This window comes from Plesiomonas sp. PI-19, from assembly GCF_021368255.1.
GTDB lineage: Bacteria > Pseudomonadota > Gammaproteobacteria > Enterobacterales > CAMTGL01 > Plesiomonas > Plesiomonas shigelloides.
In genome coordinates, this window is record NZ_JAJNMQ010000002.1 from 170,738 (window position 1) to 189,776 (window position 19,039).

At 50.1% G+C, this 19,039-nt stretch carries 17 protein-coding genes and 1 pseudogene; 8 read left to right on the forward strand and 10 right to left on the reverse strand.

Annotated elements, in window-relative coordinates; genetic code table 11:
* Positions 1–273 precede the first annotated feature (273 nt).
* Positions 274–753 carry a GNAT family N-acetyltransferase gene (locus LQ901_RS15695; protein WP_152107305.1) on the forward strand — a complete coding sequence of 160 codons (480 nt, stop codon included), beginning with the start codon at positions 274–276 and terminating at the stop codon, positions 751–753.
* A 199-nt stretch (positions 754–952) separates the two neighbouring features.
* Here the strand turns inward: LQ901_RS15695 and LQ901_RS15700 are convergent, their stop codons facing one another.
* The 10 genes from LQ901_RS15700 to agaR (LQ901_RS15745) form a co-directional block, all read right to left on the reverse strand.
* A complete protein-coding gene (locus LQ901_RS15700; RefSeq protein WP_084976776.1) occupies positions 953–1,807 on the reverse strand; it encodes a tagatose bisphosphate family class II aldolase in 855 nt (284 codons plus the stop codon).
* Positions 1,798–3,030, reverse strand: a complete 1,233-nt coding sequence (nagA, locus tag LQ901_RS15705) for an N-acetylglucosamine-6-phosphate deacetylase (protein WP_152135573.1) — start codon at positions 3,028–3,030, stop codon at positions 1,798–1,800. Before nagA ends, LQ901_RS15700 begins: the two co-directional genes overlap by 10 nt.
* Positions 3,020–3,460: a PTS galactosamine/N-acetylgalactosamine transporter subunit IIA gene (agaF, locus tag LQ901_RS15710; protein WP_152135574.1), complete on the reverse strand. Its 441-nt coding sequence runs from the start codon at positions 3,458–3,460 to the stop codon at positions 3,020–3,022. Before agaF ends, nagA begins: the two co-directional genes overlap by 11 nt.
* 58 nt (positions 3,461–3,518) lie before the next feature.
* Positions 3,519–4,403 (reverse strand): PTS N-acetylgalactosamine transporter subunit IID, encoded by an 885-nt coding sequence (gene agaE / locus LQ901_RS15715; protein WP_152135575.1) that lies wholly within the window; start codon positions 4,401–4,403, stop codon positions 3,519–3,521.
* Complete coding sequence (gene agaW, locus LQ901_RS15720) at positions 4,393–5,172, reverse strand: PTS N-acetylgalactosamine transporter subunit IIC (protein ID WP_084976773.1); 780 nt, start codon at positions 5,170–5,172, stop codon at positions 4,393–4,395. The genes agaE and agaW overlap by 11 nt, the downstream gene beginning before the upstream one ends.
* A 14-nt stretch (positions 5,173–5,186) precedes the next feature.
* Positions 5,187–5,660 (reverse strand): PTS N-acetylgalactosamine transporter subunit IIB, encoded by a 474-nt coding sequence (gene agaV / locus LQ901_RS15725; protein WP_084976772.1) that lies wholly within the window; start codon positions 5,658–5,660, stop codon positions 5,187–5,189.
* Between the two features lie 28 nt (positions 5,661–5,688).
* Positions 5,689–6,852 (reverse strand): SIS domain-containing protein, encoded by a 1,164-nt coding sequence (locus LQ901_RS15730; RefSeq protein WP_233672425.1) that lies wholly within the window; start codon positions 6,850–6,852, stop codon positions 5,689–5,691.
* Positions 6,852–8,156: a D-tagatose-bisphosphate aldolase, class II, non-catalytic subunit gene (locus LQ901_RS15735; RefSeq protein ID WP_152136576.1), complete on the reverse strand. Its 1,305-nt coding sequence runs from the start codon at positions 8,154–8,156 to the stop codon at positions 6,852–6,854. Before LQ901_RS15735 ends, LQ901_RS15730 begins: the two co-directional genes overlap by 1 nt.
* Positions 8,153–8,938 carry a transcriptional repressor AgaR gene (agaR, locus tag LQ901_RS15740; RefSeq protein WP_152135633.1) on the reverse strand — a complete coding sequence of 262 codons (786 nt, stop codon included), beginning with the start codon at positions 8,936–8,938 and terminating at the stop codon, positions 8,153–8,155. The genes LQ901_RS15735 and agaR (LQ901_RS15740) overlap by 4 nt, the downstream gene beginning before the upstream one ends.
* A 549-nt stretch (positions 8,939–9,487) precedes the next feature.
* Positions 9,488–10,255: a transcriptional repressor AgaR gene (gene agaR / locus LQ901_RS15745; protein WP_152135578.1), complete on the reverse strand. Its 768-nt coding sequence runs from the start codon at positions 10,253–10,255 to the stop codon at positions 9,488–9,490.
* A 561-nt stretch (positions 10,256–10,816) separates the two neighbouring features.
* Between agaR (LQ901_RS15745) and hcp1 the strand changes: the two genes are divergently transcribed.
* The 7 genes and pseudogenes from hcp1 to LQ901_RS15775 all read left to right on the forward strand — a co-directional run bounded on the left by hcp1 (position 10,817) and on the right by LQ901_RS15775 (position 18,990).
* Positions 10,817–11,335, forward strand: a complete 519-nt coding sequence (gene hcp1 / locus LQ901_RS15750) for a type VI secretion system effector Hcp1 (protein WP_010863176.1) — start codon at positions 10,817–10,819, stop codon at positions 11,333–11,335.
* Positions 11,336–11,520: 185 nt separating this feature from the next.
* Positions 11,521–13,030 (forward strand): annotated as a pseudogene (locus tag LQ901_RS15755) (type VI secretion system tip protein VgrG); the annotation flags it as partial.
* Positions 13,031–13,402: 372 nt separating this feature from the next.
* Positions 13,403–13,489, forward strand: a complete 87-nt coding sequence (locus tag LQ901_RS16925) for a hypothetical protein (RefSeq protein ID WP_370586032.1) — start codon at positions 13,403–13,405, stop codon at positions 13,487–13,489.
* A gap of 52 nt (positions 13,490–13,541) precedes the next feature.
* Positions 13,542–14,414: a DUF4123 domain-containing protein gene (locus LQ901_RS15760; RefSeq protein ID WP_152135580.1), complete on the forward strand. Its 873-nt coding sequence runs from the start codon at positions 13,542–13,544 to the stop codon at positions 14,412–14,414.
* A gap of 12 nt (positions 14,415–14,426) precedes the next feature.
* On the forward strand, positions 14,427–17,555 hold the full coding sequence (locus tag LQ901_RS15765; protein WP_152135581.1) for a toxin VasX: 3,129 nt from the start codon (positions 14,427–14,429) through the stop codon (positions 17,553–17,555).
* Positions 17,555–18,274, forward strand: coding sequence for a hypothetical protein (locus LQ901_RS15770; protein ID WP_152135582.1), 720 nt, complete (start codon positions 17,555–17,557; stop codon positions 18,272–18,274). The genes LQ901_RS15765 and LQ901_RS15770 overlap by 1 nt, the downstream gene beginning before the upstream one ends.
* Positions 18,271–18,990 carry a hypothetical protein gene (locus LQ901_RS15775; RefSeq protein ID WP_152135583.1) on the forward strand — a complete coding sequence of 240 codons (720 nt, stop codon included), beginning with the start codon at positions 18,271–18,273 and terminating at the stop codon, positions 18,988–18,990. The genes LQ901_RS15770 and LQ901_RS15775 overlap by 4 nt, the downstream gene beginning before the upstream one ends.
* Positions 18,991–19,039 lie beyond the last annotated feature (49 nt).

Genomic DNA, 19,039 nt, shown 5'->3' on the forward strand with positions numbered 1-19,039 from the left:
CGGTTGGCTTTTATCTTTTTGAGGATGTTATCAGCTTAGACAGTAATTATATGACGCGGTGTTATTTAAGTGTGTGGGGATGGGGGCTTTGATGCGTATATATGCTTGTCATATTCAGATATTAGTATTGGTTTACTTTGCCATGGCAATTGAGATATGGATTGTATAAATGCATGTGGTTGAATAAGGTGAGTGCGAAAATATAATTATTATCAATATGCTCTGGTATGACGGAACGATAGCCGATATGCAATGTATAAATGAGGAACCAGTATGTCATGTAATGCTTCGCAGATTCAGATTTCGAGCACAGCACCGCTAGCTGAAGGTGAGGTAGTGGCGGGGATCACCTATTGCCACAATCGCCCACTCACGACTGAGCAATACTGTACGTTATTGGAAGAAACGTCACTAGGCGAACGACGCCCTCTTGCCGAGCGTGAACGAATCGCAGCGATGCTCGAACATGCGGATGTACTGATCAGCGCGTGGCAAGGTGAACGGTTAGTCGGCGTTGCGCGTTCGGTGACGGACTTTTTCTATTGCTGCTATCTGGCCGATTTGGCCGTTTCTGAGCGTGTACAAGCTTGCGGCATTGGACGTGAGTTGATTCGCCAGACTTTCCATTGCTTACAACCGGGCTGCAAAGTGATTTTACTCGCCGCCCCACAAGCGGTGGACTATTACCCCAAAATTGGCTTTACCCGTCACAACAGCGCATGGTTGATGGAGGATGTCAGTGCGCTGCGTTGAGCGGTGAGTGCTCAATAACACCGAGATAAAAAAGGCGCTTTTTGCAAAGCGCCAACCAACACTGTCGTGGTGACAGTAGGGGATATCAAGCACCGCACTCTTACAGCCAAAAGGCGGTATAGCGTACAGGCGGTGCACTCAGGATTAAGGGATAAAACCGCAAGTATGACGTGAGAGCCTTACCTGCGATAGGCGGCTGTTATAGTTTGCCTTCACTACCACACATGCGGATTTTATCGATAACCACTTGCTTCATCGCCGCTTTACCTGGGGTGATGTATTTGCGCGGATCGTTGGCGGACGGGTTTTCCGCAAAGTGTTTCTTCACCGCATCAGCAAACGCAATTTTTAGCTCGGTCGCGACGTTGACTTTACAAACGCCCAAGTCGATACAGCGGCGGACCATCTCATCGGGCACGCCGGATGCGCCGTGTAACACCAGCGGAATATCCACGCGTTCACGGATCTTTTCTAAGCGGGCAAAGTCCAAGCGAGGTTCTGCTTTGTACAGACCGTGCGCCGTACCGATCGCTACCGCCAGAGAGTCAATGCCGGTGCGACGAACAAATTCGGCGGCCGAGGCCGGATCGGTGAACAGTGCGTCGGCGCTATCGACAATCAGATCGTCCTCTTGTCCTCCCAAACGGCCCAGCTCGGCCTCGACACTGGCATCAAAGCGGTTGCAATACTGCACGACCGCGCTGACCAAATCGATATTTTGCTCAAAGGCGTGATGGGAGCCATCAATCATTACTGAGCGGATCCCGTGTTCGACTTTGGTGCGAATATCGTCCAGCGCTTCGTGGTGATCCAGATGCAACACCAGTGGCATAGAATGCTTGTGCGCCGCCTCTTTACAGATGCTGACTAGATAATCGGTCCCCGCGTAATCATAGGTGCCGGGGGTTCCCGCCATGATCACCGGAGATCCCATTTCAGATGCGGTTTCTGCAATAACTTGCACGGTTTCCAGATTGTGGATATTAAACGCCGGTACGGCGTAGCCGCCTTTTTGCGCACGTTTCAACATTTCACGTGAAGAGATCAGATACATAATGCCTCCCGAACTGGTGCGCTGTCGGTATCAAAGACCAGACGGCCATTCACCCAGGTTTTTAAAACAGAAAAAGGAATTTGTGGGGCAGACGTGGTGTCCGCGTGATTGGCTAAGCCGGTAACGGCTACCAATGAGGCCCGTTTGCCGGCCTCTAAGGTGCCCATTTGGTTATCTAACCCCAGCAAACGCGCCGGAGTGCGAGATGCCAGCAGCCAAGCTTCTTCATCAGATAGCCCCAACCATTGGCGCAGATGATTCACGGCGCTGAGCAAGGTGAGGGTGCTGCCGGCTAAACTGCCGCTATCAGTCATGGCAACGCCATCTTGTACGGTGACTTCATACTCGCCCAGACGATAACGGCCGTCTGGCATGCCGGTGGCACGCATGGCATCGGTAATGGGTAATAGGTGCTGCTGACAACAACAATAGGCCACCTGCAGTGCGGCCGGATGCACGTGGTGGCCATCGGCAATGATTTCGGTGTAGCAACCGGGGGTTGTGAGTGCCGCGCCAACCACGCCCGGTTCGCGATGGTGCAACCCGCGCATACCGTTGTAGCAGTGCACCACGCCGTCAGCGCCGGCGTGCAGAGCCGTGGTGACTTGTTCATAGGTGGCATCGCTGTGACCGAGCATCACGCGAATGCCGTGAGCTTTGAGATAGCGAATACACTCCAGCGCGCCCGGTAATTCTGGTGCGAGGGCTACGGTACGCAGGTGTCCGGCGGCATCGCTTATCCACTGCGTCAGCTCGGCTAACGTAGGGGCATGCAAACAGTGTTCAGGGTGAGCACCTTTATGCCGAGCAGAGAAAAATGGTCCTTCCAGATAAGCGCCAAGTAGCTGCGCACCTTGGGTTCCGTGTTGGCAGGTTAGCGCGATTTGGCGTAGAGCACGCTGGATGTGTGGGGCAGGGGCACTGACCGTGGTAGCAACAAATGCAGTGACACCGTAACGACTGAAAAAGCAGGACATGCCATCGAGTGCCTCATGCGTGGCATCCATCACGTCGTGGCCGGCGGCGCCGTGCACGTGACTGTCAATTAAACCCGGTAGCAGATCGACGGCACCTAAGTCGGTGACGACACGGTGCTGCGCTGCGTCATACGATTCAATTGCGTCAATCATCCCGTGCTCATCGATGCTGAGGACGGCGTCGTTCAGCCACTGCTCGCCATGTAAAATGCGAGCGGCGCGCAGATGTTGCGGTTTAAATTCCATCTTCGGCGACCACTTCAGCGGGGTGTGCGTTGGGGGCCAATTCGTCGGCTAACGAGGTGATCCCGCGATGCCCACATTGCAGCGCCTGACAGCGAAACTCGGTCAGCGTGAGCTCGTCGCGCTCGAGCAGCATCTCGGCCACCATCTGTAAGTTGGTGCCGGTGACCACTTCGATATCGCTACGCTCTTGACTGAGTAGCGCGGCAGTACGAAATGGGGTACCGCCCAGCAAATCGGTCAAAAAGACAATACCTTCGCCAGAGTCATGGTTGGCAATCGCCTGACGCATCGCCTGCTCCAGTTGTACCGTGCTCATTTCGGCAGGGAAATCGAGCGCGGCAAATTGCGTTTGTTCGCCGATCACTTGCCGAATTGCGGCATCAATGCCGGAGGCAAATCCGCCGTGACCACTGAGAATGACTGTTATCATGACGCAAACTCCTTAACTGCGGGGCCGTGACCGGCCCCGTACGGCAAATCAGGAACGATTACAAAAAGCCCATAAAACGGCCCGCGATGCCCAGCGTGACGGTGACACCGATTAACTTCAGCGGACTCCAACCACGCTTGACCAAGGCAAACATGCAGAGGGTGTACACCAGTGGCAAAAATGCTGGCATCAGTTTGTCGATCACATCGGCTTGCAATTTGACCACCGCATCCCCAGCGACGATTTCGGCCGTGGTGGACAAGCGCACATAGGTGGCCACCAGCGCACCAATTACCGTGATCCCGACCATCGAGGCGGCATGGCTGACTTTCTTGGTGTTGGCTTTAATCAGTGGAATGGCGGACACCCCCATGCGGTAGGCGTAGTGCGCCAGACCAAAGCGCAGACCAAAGTGCACCACGTTAAACAGCACCAAGAAGAACACTGCCCCCATGATGGAGCCTTGCAGCGCCAAGTCAGCACCAATCCCGCCGCAAATCGGCAGCAGGGTGAGCCAGAACATGGCATCACCAATACCGCCCATCGGCGCACCAACGGCAATTTTGGTATTCTGGATACTGCTGACGTTCTGCTTGGAACGCTCCATCGCCAGAATAATCCCCATCACAAAGGTGACCAGAAACGGGTGGGTATTGAAAAAGCCCATGTGCCCTTGCATTGCTTTGGACAGATCCGCTTTGTTGGTGTGGATTTTCTTCAGTGCGGGCAGCAACCCATACAACCAGCCTGAGGCTTGCATACGCTCGTAGTTAAACGAGGCTTGCAGCAGTAATGAGCGCCAGGCCATGCGGTTGATATCAGAGCGGGTCAGTTCCGCACCAATTTCTTTATTCTGGTATTCATCTGCTGCGGTATCGGGTGTGGCTTTTGCCGACGCGTTGAGGTCACGCAGCTTACTGGCGTTGCGTACATTAGATTCCATCTTCATAGTCCTCTGCTGGAGCGGCGCTGGCCGGGGTTGGTTCGGATTTACGCATAAAGTCGATAATGGCCATGGCGGTAGCGGCGCTGGCGATAGCTAAAATCGGCAGTTGCAGCCATGCGGCGGCCACGAATCCCAGAATGAAATACGGGATATAGGCGTTTTTCATCATGATCTTCATCAGCACTGCAAACCCAATCGCTGGCATGATGCCACCCGCAATACCCAGTCCATCAATCAGCTCTTTCGGCAGGGATTCGACGATTTTCCCCGCATGTTCGGCACCCAAATACACAGGAAGGAAGGCGCACAGGAAGTAGAAGGTCCCGAGCACGGCCAGTGCGATATAGTTCACCCGCTCGATACCACGGGTATCGGCATTGCGAGCATACTCATCACACTTGGACATCACGGCGGACATGATGGAGAAGAGCAACGTGATCCCCATCTGTACGGCGACCGCAAACGGTACGGCCACGCCCACCGCCACGTTCGGCTCAACCTGCGTGGAGATAGCAAAGGTGGTACCAACGATGGTGCCGATGATGACGTTAGGTGGCTGAGCACCGGCGAGTGGGGCCAGCCCCATCCAGATAAGCTCCAGCGTACCGCCGACCAAAATACCGGTTTGTAAGTCGCCCAGAATCAGGCCCACCAGCGGGCCGAGAACTACCGGACGGTGGAAGTGGGTCAGTCCGTTAAACAGATCCAGACCCGCGAAGAAGGCCAAAGTGCCGAGCATTAAGGCCTGTAAGAGTCCTGTGTCCATAATCGCTGTCCTTATTAGAGTAGGGTGAAGAGGTCAGTGGCACTTTCTGTCGGTACTCCCTGAACCGTACAGGTCACGCCCAGTGCCTTGAGTTGGCGAAACTCTTCAATATCTTCGGCATCCACCGATACCGTTTTGGCAATCTGAGTTTTGCCTTCGGCGTAGTGCATGTTGCCGACATTGATTTGCGTGACAGGAACGCCGCCTTCGACTAATTGGCGGAAATCTTTCGGGGTGCGGCAAACCAGTAAGATGCGCTGGCGATCCGCGGCTTTGTGGATGGTGTCGATGGTTTTTTGCACGGTCCAAAAACGAATGGCGATCCCTTCGGCCAGTACCATCTCCATTAGGTTTTGCTGAATTTGGTCGGCAGCCACTTCATCATTGGCCACCACAATAATATTGGCGTTGGCAAAACCGACCCATTGCACGCCGACTTGCCCGTGTACCAATCGTTCATCAATCCGGCTCAATACGATATTTGGCATAGCGTTGTCCTTCCTTAAACCTGCTGATTTATGCAAATGCATCAAACGGATAAATCGTCACACCTTGTACAACGCGGTTAACTTCACCGGTAGGACACGGGTTATCAGGGCCTAATCCCAACTGCAGTGATTTCTCAAACGCCAACATTTGGCAGAACAAGATGTAGGGGAAACTGAGCCATGCATCACTGAGCTCAAGCTGGCCGAGCTCGATGCAATGCGCGGCTGGCATTGCAGTTTCTGACAGGGCGATATGGCGCAGCGCCTTCTGATCGCGCTGGATCTCGGCGTACAAATCGGTGTCATAACGGCGGGTATAGCGGTCAGAGGCGATAAATTGGATCACCAGTGCATCGCCATTAATGGTGAATTTCGGGCCATGGCGAAAGCCTAGTGAAGAGTCAAACGCTGTCATCACCTGACCGGCACTGAGTTCGAGTGATTTGAGCGCCGCTTCACGCGCCAGACCGGCAAAGGCGCCACTGCCAAGAACGATCAGGCGTTGGTATGGCAACTCAGCCAGCTCGCGTACCTGCGGTTGCCACTGTGATAATTTGTCGGTACACAACAGCGCAACCGTGTCGGCATGGTGTTGGATATCAGCGGCTGACAGGCCACTAAAAAGCGCCAACGTGGTCAGCAGCATGCAGCTGAAGCTGGAGGTCATGGCAAAGCTTTTGTCATTGGCCTCGGCCGGCATCAATACGCAGTGCGCTTGATGATGCGAGTGCGCCATGCGCGAGAGTGCACCTTCAGGATTGCAGGTCACAAACAGGTGATGGCATTCGGTCAGGAACTGATCGGCCAAGGTCACTGCCGCGACGCTTTCAGGGCTATTGCCTGAACGTGCGAAAGAAACCAGTAATGTCGGGCAATGTGGGTCGAAATACTGCTCGGGGTTCGAGACCAGATCGGTTGTGGCGATAGCGCGCACCTGATAACCGTTATGCGCCTGAATAAAGGGCGCTGCGGCTTCACCGACAAAGGCTGAGGTGCCGGCGCCGGTGAGAATAATGCGCAGTTGGGGACGACTTAATAATGGCTGTAAAAACGCAGTAATGGCCGGTTGCTGCTGCGCTAGTGCGGCACCTAGCTCGCGCCATAACCGCGGTTGTTGGCTGATTTCCCGCGCGGTATGCAGTGCATTATGGCTTTCTAGCCACGCAGGGGTATAGCCCAAGTAAGTGCTCATTAGATGGTCTCCTTGCTGATCACGGCAGCGGTGTGACAGGCCCGGGCATAGGTTTGTGTCACTTCCATAATCTTGTGGATCACGATGTCGGCCGGTGTATTGGCGATCAGGCCTTGGCGGATCGCGGCGGCCTGATTCGGCAGATACTGGCTTAATAGAGTGAGGGGCAACGGGCGAGCTTGCAGATGCTCAAACAGCGCCTGTCGTGCCGCTTGCACTTCTGGGTGGGTCCAGTAATAGCGAATGCGATCACTTAAGCTGTAAGCACAGTCCAGATATTGCTGGTGGCCTTTGCTTAAATAGTGCGAGCGCCAGTAATCCGGTTGTTCGTGCATAACCTGCTCTACGGTATCGCGCAGGTGAGCGGCTTGATGGCTGCCAAGCCATTCAATTTCAGCCTTGTCCAGCGCAAATAAGGCTTCGCGTAGGGCAAAGGTCAGTGCTGGACCAACTTTCAATATCGCAAAGTGATCGCGTACCAACTGCGGGTATACATCAGGGTTTTGGTAGTCAGTGGAATGGGCTTCAAACACGATGTCCGGCTGGCTTTCGATCATGGCGCTGAGTGCGCGCGCCGCCTGACTGTCGTAGTGGTGCACGCTGTGGTGATCGAATTCCACTCCCGGTTGTACGACTAAGCCAATCACCCGTGGCCAGACGCTAGCCAGTCCTTGTTCACTGAAGGCTTGATAATGTGCATCCAATGTCTGCAGCGCTTGTACGGGTGTGGTGACGTGCAGACCCTGCTCGAGGGCATCCACTGCGCCACCGGGAGTTGGAACTTCAGTGCCAATCACATAAACCGGTGCTTCGCCCCCAACCTCGCGCCATGCGAGTTCCGCGGCCTGACATAGCAGGGCGGCGCGGTCAGCCATCACAGCTTCCGATAAAGGTAAGACGTCATCAGCGCAAGGCATTGAGCAATCGAGGTGAATTTTGCGAAAACCGGCGCGCACATAGTCGCCGACCATCTGGGTGGAGTAAGCCATCGCCTGTGCCGCTGGTAGTTTTTGCCAGCAGTTCGGCCCCAAATGGTCACCGCCTAAAATGATCTGTCCACGAGGGAAGTGCAGGCGTTCGGCTAAGGTAAAGACATGCTGGGCAAAATCATGCGGGGTCATGCCGGTATAGCCACCGAACTGATTGACCTGGTTGGAGGTTGCTTCAATCAGCACCGGTTGCTGGTCAGCTGCCGCTTGACGCAGCGCCGCCTCCAAAACCAGAGGATGGGCTGAGCAAACAGCATAGATCCCCACCGGTTCGCCTTGTTTGTGGCGACGGATGAGTGACAGTAAGGCGTTCATGCGTGTTCCTGTTGCGTTAACTGGTCTGCAAGGATCACCGTTACCCCTAACTCTTGTAGGGCGCGGTGTACGTGGTGCGGGATCCGGCTATCAGTCACCAGCACATCAATTTGTGCGGCGGCGCGGATCATGCAAAAACTTTTACGGCCAAACTTACTGGAGTCGGTGACAGCAATGATTTGGCGTGACACATCGCACATGGCTCGATTAATTTGCGCTTCACCCGGATCCGGCGTTGTGATCCCACTTTCCAGATCGAATCCATCGACGCCGAGAAACAGCTTGTCGAAGAAGTAAGCGCGAATTTGCTCCTCGCCGTGATTGCCAATCAAAGAGCAAGAGGCGCGGCGCAAATTTCCGCCGACGACATGCAGTTCAACATTGTCGTTGCTGCTCAGCTGGTAAGCGGTATTTAAGGCATTGGTCATGACCACCAATTTTTTTTGTGTCAGGTACTGCGGCATCAGGGCAATCGTGGAGCCAGAATCGAGGATGACGGTATCCCCGTGGGTGATCAGCGCGGCAGCGGCTTGGGCAATGCATTGCTTGATGCTGCGGTTGAGTTGGTCTTTACGGTACAGCGGTTGATCAAAGGCAAAATTGGGGTTTAGGGTGGCGCCACCGTAACAACGAAAGACGCAGCCCTCTCTTTCCAGCAAATTCAGGTCATGGCGGATGGTGACGGCAGACACGTTAAATTGCTCCGCAAACGCATCTACCTTACCGGCACCGTGGCGGCGAATATGGCTCATAATGTGCTGTCGGCGCTCTGTACTGGTCATGGCTTCCATCCGGCGTGCAATGAGTTTCACTGTGTCCACCGAAACATTTAGTTTCGTGTTGAGAGATATTTAAACAGTGAATCTGCCGTAAAAGTGAAAGGTGGATCACAGGCGCTATTCTTTCGATTTTGGCGCTTTTAGCCTTTCACTTGGTGATAAGCGAAAGGTATGTGTTTCATTTGAGAGTCGGGCGTGAGAGAAGGAAAGTGCGTACCAATGCCTTTTCGCGTGTGGCACGCCGCAGGCAAAGTGAAAGCCGTGTTGAATCCTCGCAGCCAGTAAGGATTTCAAAATGTAACTGGATCGACTTCACACTTTGTATAATCTGATGATTTTATGTACCGAAATAGCATGCGATTATTCAGGGTAAAGGGGCTGGGAAACCTAGAGCATGAGGGAGAATATGTGAAGAAAGAGACGCTAAGGGAAAAATAAAACCGCTGGCCATGTATAACTGCTGTCGGCAAGGTTAGCGCTCAGCTATTTATCCCTTGAATGTGGGTGCAAGATTTTCATAGCAAGTTTTTCATCTATTGATGAGGTTTACGTTTAATCCACCAGCCGAATATCAACCCCTGCCGCGGATAACTCCTGATAGTAATCGTCTGGAATACCGCGATCAGTAATCAACATATCCAGCTGCTCAGGGCGGGCAATCAGACAAAAACTTTGCCGATTAAATTTTGATGAGTCGGTCACCGCAATAACCATACTGGCTGCTTCAATCATCTTACGGTTGATATCGGCTTCACCTTGGTGCGGCGTGGTGATCCCTGCGAGTTTGTCAAAACCATCGACACCGAGAAACAGCTTATTAAAGCGAAAACTGCTAAGTAGCGCCTCACCACAACTGCCGTGCAGAGAATATGAATTAGGCCGCATGATACTACCTGCAACCATCACTCGGATATGCTCACGATTTGCCAAATGGTAGGCAATATTGATCCCGTTAGTCATCACGGTTAATGACTGCTTGCCTGCTAAGTGCAGTGCAATTTGCTCGGTGGTGGAGCCGGAATCGAGAATTAACGTATCACCTTCTTGCACGAGTCCGGCGGCATAAGCGCCAAGCCGCTGTTTGATATCACAATAGAGCTGCTTCTTATCTTGCAAAGGGCGATCAAAGGCAAATTGTGCATTGAGTGTGGCGCCGCCATAACAGCGCGTTACACAGCCTTGTTTTTCCAATTGATTGAGATCGTAGCGGATAGTCACTGCCGACACACCATATTGGCGTACAAAGGTATTCACATCTCCTTTGCCGTGGGTGCGGATAAAGGCCAACATTTCAGCTCTACGTTGTGCGGTGCTCTGCATCGGTGGTCTTTTCCCTCTGACCGACATGCGTTGTCTACTATAACTTGCGAAAGTGTAATACAGCCAACAACACTAAAACAGAGGTAAGAATGTGATGTTCTAGGCACATATGTATGGTTAGCGTTATGTCTCACCGCAGCTCAACAGGGCGGCAAAAAACACAACTTATTGTCATCAACCTGCTTGCCCGTAAATGAGAGCCGGTGACGCGATAAACCATAGGGCTGAGATGAAATAACTTTATTTATTAAAGTCTTTATAATCAATTGATTATGGTTATTTTTGGTGTGATAAGTCTCTGCAGGCACAGATTCAACCCATTTCACTACATAGAGATAAACACCAAATGACGCAATTTTTTGCGCATGATTAGGATGATTGTGCTAAATGCGCAACTTTTGCTGGTTAATTGATAGGTTTACGCAACTTATTGCGCGCGCGTCGTGTACGCGATTTAATTGTTTTGATTAACCTATTGAATGTAAAGGATTTTAAAAGTTGGCACAGAGGCTGCTATAGGGGAGTGGCGTTAACCTATTTTATTTTACAGGAGTATTTGCAATGCCAACCCCATGTTATATCTCTATCGAAGGCAAAACCCAAGGTAACATCACTGCAGGCGCGTTCACCTCTGAATCCGTGGGTAACATCTTTGTACAAGGTCACGAAGATGAAATGCTGGTACAAGAATTCAAACATATCGTGACTGTACCTACTGATCCACAGTCAGGCCAACCATCAGGTCAGCGTGTTCACAAGCCATTCCAGTTCACCGTTGCGCTGAACAAAGCAGTTCCATTGATGTACAACGCCTTGGCTTCTGGTGAAATGCTGCCAACCGTAACCCTGAAGTGGTACCGCACCTCTGTAGAAGGTAAGCAAGAGCACTTCTTCTCTACCATTTTGACTGATGCCACTATCGTGGATATCGATTGCCAGATGCCACACTGCCAAGACCCAGCTAAATCAGACTTTACCCAGCTGATTCAGGTTTCTCTGGCCTACCGCAAAATTGATTGGGAGCACACGGTTGCTGGCACTTCTGGTGCTGATGACTGGCGCGCACCGATCGAAGCCTAATGACCAATGTGTCACTGTCCGTTTGCGCTGCAAGCGGACAGGTTACATCCCAAGTGACATCAGACTGTCAATAAATACAGTCTGTTATTTGCTTCGAACGCCATGGGTGTTCGAGGCTTTTTTGCTTTGCCATGCGGCTGTGTTGTCGGCGGCATGGCAAAGCATCATCAAGGAAGGAGAGGTGAATGGCGAATCAAACGGGATTGCAATTTACCGTCACAGTCGGTGAATTACCGGAAAGCACCTTTGCGGTTGCAGAGTTTACGTTGCATGAAGCCCTGAATACGCCGTTTGAGCTAAATCTTGAGCTTGCAAGTTTACAGCCAGATATTGATTTTGCTGCCGTATTGGAGCAACCGTGCGAGCTGTTGGTCTGGTTTGACGGTGAGATCCAGCGCCGGATCAGCGGAGTAGTCAGCCAATTTGCTCAAGGGGATACCGGTTTTCGGCGTACCCGCTATAGCTTGCAAGTGAAACCGGTGTTGTGGCGTTTATCTCTGCGCCATAATGCGCGCATTTTTCAGACTCAGACACCGCAAGAAATCATCAGCATCCTACTGCAAGAAGCGGGGATCACGGACTATGCCTTTGCCTTCAAAGATGAACATGCCCAGCGAGAATACTGCGTACAGTACCGAGAAACCGATTTAGGTTTTATGCAGCGTCTGGCTGCAGAAGAAGGGTTGTGCTGTTATCACGAATTTGAAGCAGGTAAACACCGCGTCATATTTGCCGATAATACTGCGGCATTACAGACGGGGCCGGCACTGTTTTTCAACTTGGCCAATCAAGGTCAGCAACATGGCCCGTTTGTGCGCCGTTTCCACTATGCCGAAAACGTACGTCCTGCAGAAGTGGAGCTCAAAGACTACAGCTTCAAAACGCCCGCTTATGCCCTGTCGCATAAAAAACAAGGCAGTGAACTGAGCCATCAGCGTGATAGTTATCAGCATTTTGATTACCCCGGTCGTTTTAAACAAGACCCGAGCGGCACAGCATTTACCGGCTATCGCCTCGATGCGCTGCGCGCCGATGCCATGACCGGCGAGGGCGACTCTAATGCGCCGCAATTGATGCCGGGTTGTGCGTTCAGTTTAAGTGAGCATCCAAACGGGATGCTGAATACCGATTGGCAAGTGGTGCGCATTACACATACCGGTAAACAGCCACAGGCGCTGGAAGAAGAGGGCGGTAGTAGCCCAACGGTTTACTATAACCAATTTTCCGTGATCCCCGCGCAAACACCGTGGCGCGCGCTAATGCCGCACAAGCCGATGGTCGATGGCCCACAAATCGCTACCGTGGTCGGCCCTGAGGGAGAAGAGATCTATTGTGATGAACATGGCCGCGTGAAATTGCAATTCCCGTGGGACAGATATGGCGCGAGTAATGACCAAAGTTCCTGTTGGGTGCGCGTATCTCAAGGTTGGGCGGGTGGACAATACGGCATGATGGCCATTCCGCGCATTGGCCATGAGGTGATTGTCTCGTTTTTAGAAGGTGATCCGGACCAGCCCATTGTCACAGGACGCACCTATCACGCGACCAACCGACCACCGTATGATTTACCTGCGCATAAAACGCGTACCGTGCTGCGTACCGAGACGCATCAAGGGGAAGGGTTTAACGAACTGCGCTTTGAAGATCAGGCCGGACAAGAAGAGATCTACATCCACGGTCAAAAAGATCTGAATGTACTGATTGAAAACGATGTGGCTTGGCACATAAAGCACGATGAGCATCGGGATATCGATAACGAACGGGTGACACGCATTAAGGCCAATGATCACCTGACCGTTGAGGGCGAAAAGCGCGATCAGATTAAAGCGGACTACTCCCTCACGGTTGACGCTTCCATGCACCAAAAATTAGGACAAGCCTTGTTAGTGGAGGCGGGTCAGGAAGTGCATGTGAAAGCCGGCATGAAAGTCGTGTTGGAGGCTGGTGCGGAGATCACCCTCAAAGTGGGCGGCTGTTTTGTCAAAGTGGATGCCAGTGGTGTCACGCTCGTGGGCCCAACCATCAAAATGAACTCAGGAGGTAGCCCAGGCTCTGGCTCGGGTTGGGGTGGACAGATGCCCATTCAACCGAATGACGTCGAGGTGGTCGCACCGCCGCCGCCAATGGAGCCAGCGCGTCAGATCCCGACCTTAAAATCGGCCGAGCCGGTTTGTGAAGTCTGTGAAGCTGCTGCACAGGGAGCCCAATGAGTTTTTCGTTACCTGAAATAGTCTTACACAAAGAGGAGCAACTTTACTTGCTCCTCGATGGTGGGCAAATCGCGCAGCTAGAGCGGTGCTTGTTCGAGATAGCGGATACCCCCGCATACCAGCCATTGTATTTGTATGCACCATGGGAGAGTTTGCGTGAAGTCTCCCCCTGTCTGGTCGTCGCTACGGAGTCATTATTGCGCTGGTATGCGGCCGAGTTTCAACCCAACAGCGGCTATTTGCTTGCCTCACCCTTGGCATTGTTACCGTTTGCTGAACGCCTACGTGGCTGGATTGAAGCGCAAAGCCCTTACGGGAGCCGGATATTGCTCAAACCAGCGCAACCAGAAGGCATGTATCGGCTTTTTCAGGACGATGATCCGCGCTTTTGGCAAGATATCACACAGGTGTGGATCCCCGTTCGTGAGCAACTGCAACCGTGCAGTAAGCTCATCTGGTGGCATAAAACCGCTAACTTACCTGCCGCAACAAAAATGCCACCACTGCGTGAGAATGCGCCTCTACGCCTGAGTGATGCCCAGTGGCAACGTTTGGGTGAAGTCAGTTGGTTAAATAGCCTTGATACGCTCTACCGGCATATGGGGAAATGGTTTCCTGGCCGATTGACCGAGCGGTCAGATCCCGCATTTTGGGTTGCTCAGTGGGCCACGCGGGCTTATCAACTGGCATTTCAGACGGAACGCGATCTCTTACTGTTTTTTAATGTATTGGGATTTTTGGGTGATGCATGGTGGGGAAGTGAGGAATACCCAATTTTGACGCAGTTGTTGACTGCGCCTTCCGCACAAACCCCATCGCAACGCGTGGAGCAGGCTGCCCGTTGGGCAGAGCAGCACGTATCACCATAGGAGTGAAGCTAAATGGATCAAGCCTCTCAAGAAAAACAAGGCGATAAGGAGGACAAGGTGGGCTCATCAAACCAAGGTAATCCGAATCAAGATGCATTGGCAGCCAGTAATCAAGACTGCCAAAGCCCTGCGGGTGTCTGCCCTTATAAAGGCCTTGAAATTGCGTTGGTTCCTGTGCGTTATGCATTAGACGAGCCTTTTAAAGCGCCTGAAAAGCAGCCTCACCCATTACCGAATAGCCATTTTAAAGGTCCGCTGAAACTTACTGGTAATGCCTATACCTTGCGCCAACTGCGCGATGGCTGGCTTTATGTCTATGATGAATCAGCACAGCAATTAGATGAGTATGAAGTTAAAGGTGACCTATTTATTAGTGAAACGAAGGGAAGTCATGGCTATCTGCTTTACCCGTTGAAACATACCGTCTCGCTAGTCTTTTCTCATCAGCGCTGGACGGAAAGACTAAAAAAAATCTATAGCGAAGATGAAGCCGTAGCGGGTGATGCCGAAGTTAGCGCAATACGTGGTAAAGCCTTGCGCAGCAAAGTCATGCGCAAATTTGAATTGATCAAATTTGCGCATCAGGGCTGTGAACACGCGGGAAATCTGGATTTGTTAGCTTCCCATATAGCAGATCTTGGATTACCCAATCAGGGCTTTGCCTCCACCTGTGCGCCCCTGAAGGCTCCTGAAGGTATAAGTCAAGGTATGCTTTGGGCTGAAAAGCCAGCAAGTACACCGGAAGCCCATAAAGCCGGTATGCCGGATATAAAAAGTGGAATGGTCGTTGCTCTGAATGATCTGATATCTGATATGCATGACCTGACCACTCGTCTTGATGATATTCATGTATTACATGAACAGCCCTTTAAAAACGATAATGATCGCCATTTATGGCAGATGGCTGGGATCACCCAAATGTTGGCACTGCCAGCTATTGCGGAAATTGAACTACCTGCAAAAGTTCGCGGAGATCAACTGGCTATTTTTGAATTGCAAAAACAATTGCAAGAATATCTCGTTACTCGTTATCAGTACGCAATGCGCCAAGGAAGCAGTAACCATTACATCGACTTGGGTGCAGAACAGACATTGTCGACGCAACACAAGGCGCTGAAAGATGCAGGGATCAATCCCGAAGCCTGGGGCGATTGGCAAGGTGTTCGTTTTGATAATGCAGTAAATTGGGCGGATTTGAAAAGCTTCATCGCACGTTATGCCAAAGAGATCGAGTCATTACGGCCACGTTGGGAGGCCACGTATGATGATGCTCTTATTGCTATGGATGCATTGGCTAAAAGTGGCTTATTGTTGGGTATTGATTGTGAGACTGAAGAAGCACATGTCTTCTTGTTGGCCTGTAGTCATCAATGGTTATTGGCTTTGCAGTTTTCTCCTGATCAAGAGCGGACAACTAAACTTACTCAACACTTAAAGCACAGCAGTTTACCTGCACTCGCGTATTACGGCTTTGAAGCCGATGTTAAAGCGGCTTTTGAACAGCAGACCGATTGGACTAATGTCGGCAATATTACTGCCGTTGGCAATATGTTGGGGGGGCTTGAGGGAATAGCTTCAGAGGCTAAGTTGAGTGATAGTAAAATTTTCGGGCTTCTCCATGAAGGGGCAAAGAAAATTGTCACGGCGCTGAAAGGGGCGATAACCGGTCCTGCTAAAGTGGTATGGCAACATACCACTGAATTGCTGCATCCGCATTTATTGCAAGGCGCAAAACTCGGCCAGGCGATACAACTTTTGGCTCTAGAAAGTGTGTATATTGCACAGGATGTGCGTATTAATAAAAATATATCGAATGATATAAATACGTTTGCAAGGGAAGTAAAAAACAACATATTGGTGAAATTGCAGTCAAGTACGGGTAAAACGCCTGACAACACACTTTTTGGCCGAATGGAAATGGCGGGGACTGAGTGGCGTGAGATCCGATGGCCAAAATTATTTTTAATGAGCGAAGATCTGCAAGCCAAGTTTGAAGGCAAGATGGAACTCTACTTAAAATTACAACAGAAAGGCGCGGCAGGTGCACAAGCCGCATCGAAGGTCTGGCGTGATTGGGGTCATTTTGGTGGTTTTGCTGCGCTCTTAAATATCACTAATCTTATTGTGGTGCTGGCAGGATATCAACAAAATCACCGAGCTCAACAAGGTGATCCACAAGCGCAACTAGCTCTACTTCGTAACCTTGTCTATACCGCTGCGTGGACGGGCAATGCCATTATTTCGGTAAAACAAGGTGCGATAGCACTACCGGAGTCATTGCGAAATAAAAGTTTAAGTATGGCAATGAAAGAAAATCCAGCATTAACCCAGCGTTTTACCGCAATGACATCGTGGATGACGGGATTTGGGACATTAGCGGCTGGTTTAGAGATGTTAGAGACGTGGGGAAAAATCAAAGATGATGCTAATGCTGAAGGAGAGCAAGTTGGTTATTTGATGAAAGCGAGTGGTCTATTTTTACAAGGAATGCCTAATTTAATCTCCCTACTGAGGTTATTACAAGGAGCAAGGCTGGCTACTATATGGGCGCCTTGGATGGTCGCATATATCGGCATTGGTACTATACTTTATTTGGTTGCAACTCTAATGTTAGCTCATTATGGTCTCTTACCCATTGAGCGTTGGCTAAAAAAATCGTCTTGGGGAGTGACACCTGATAAAGGATGGACGGCTATTGAAGAGTTTATACAATATGAGCGAATTGTCAAACAACCAGTCATTAAGCTCATCGGAAATAAGCTTGAAATAAAGATACCTGATTATGTGCAATCTATCGCGGTGCAGGGTTCGCTTCGCCGATCCCACGTTGCACAAAATTATCCTGCGGTCTATTTAGGTAAAGAAGAAGCGTTAACACTACGCTTAGTGAACAAAAAACCAGGTCAATGTACATTAGCTCTGCTCGCACATCTAGGTGATAAGCAACAGGGGGGCAATGTGAGACCTGTTGAGTCAGGAGATGAACTTACTCTTTACATCATGTACCCGAGTAGTGAAAGTTTAAGTGGTGAGTCGTTACGTTTCATTGCTCGTGGATCGTTAAAAACTAACCTTGTGATTACAGCTGAGGTAACATCAGGTTTTCCGGTGCAGGGTATAATAGTTGGATTGCATGCATAATGAATGAGATAAATACACAATGCTCTAATGAGTATATTCCTCATCCTAATGATCCTGTAAGCGATGAGTACATGGAGTTAAAAAATGAACCCGTATTATATGAATGGGAAATTGAAGTTCCAATGTATGGAGCTTGGTTTGTGTCAATGTTAGGTGGCGGAGTGGGTTTGCTGATAGCTGGGTGTTTTGCTTTATTTGGCGAAGAGAATAGTTTTGCTGGTTCTGTCTTGTTTTCATTGTTGGGTGTTTTTTCAATTTTGTTTATCCGCTATTTTGGTCATCCAAATGAAATTTTTCATTATTTCATAACGCCCAAAGGTGTTTACTATACGCAGCAAGGAAAGGTTTCTGATAATTTCTATCTAGTCATCAATATGCTAGGTTGGCTCTTGGTTTTAGTCAGTTTAGTTGCAGTAGCAGTTATTGGTCCTTTCGCGCTAGTTGGTGCAGGTGGTGGTGCTTTTATGGCTATGGGTATGACGAAAATGCGTGCTAAGGTTAGTCACTTGGGAGCGTACTTCTATGAAGGACCAATAGAAATGAGAGTGTATAGCAAAGGATATATGTTTGATACAATAAGTGAACCGTTCTCTATAAAATACCATTTGGAAATTTATTGTACTCCAGAGAACTATGAAAAAATAATTTCAGATATTAAGTCTTATTTGCCTAATCATACGGAAGTGAATCTTTCATCTCAAAGAGACTTTCTAAAATGATTGATACAATCACTAAAGGTTCGGATGAACACTTTCCTCATCCTAATGATCCTGTAAGCGATGAGTACATGGAGTTAAAAAATGAACCCGTATTATATGAGTGGGAAATAGAGGTGCAACAATATCAGAGTTGGTTGGTAAGTGTTGTGATTGGTGGAGGATTCTTATTGTTATGGATATGGACTTCATTTAAAGATGGTGAATGGTTTATATCGCCAAGCTCGGCTTTTCTTTTTTTAGGTGTGGTGTCTGTTTTTTCAGGCCGTTACTTAGCACTTCCTAATCAATTGTTTCATTACTCACTGACACCTAAGGGCGTCTATTATACGAAGCGAGATAAATTACCCGATAATTTCTATTTAGTCATCAATATGCTGGGTTGGCTCTTGGTTTTAGTCAGTTTAGTTACAGTAGCTGTTATTGGACCTTTCGCGCTAGTTGGTGCTGGCGGTGGTGCTTTTATGGCTATGGGTATGACGAAAATGCGAGCTAAGGTTAGTCACTTAGGAGCGTATTTTACAGCGGGTGGTGGTGAGCTTTATTTATACAGAAAAAGTTACGCATTAAAAGTATTCGGAGCATCTAACGATGTCTGGAATGTCGTTGTGTTGCACTGCCTACCTGATAACTTCGATCAGGTTTATAAATGTGTAAAATCCAGAGTGCCTGATTATGAGGAGAAAGAAGTGTTAACACGCAAAGAGTTTGGCTATTAATTATTATCATAGGTATTTACTGAACTCGACTCAAAGAACGATGACAATG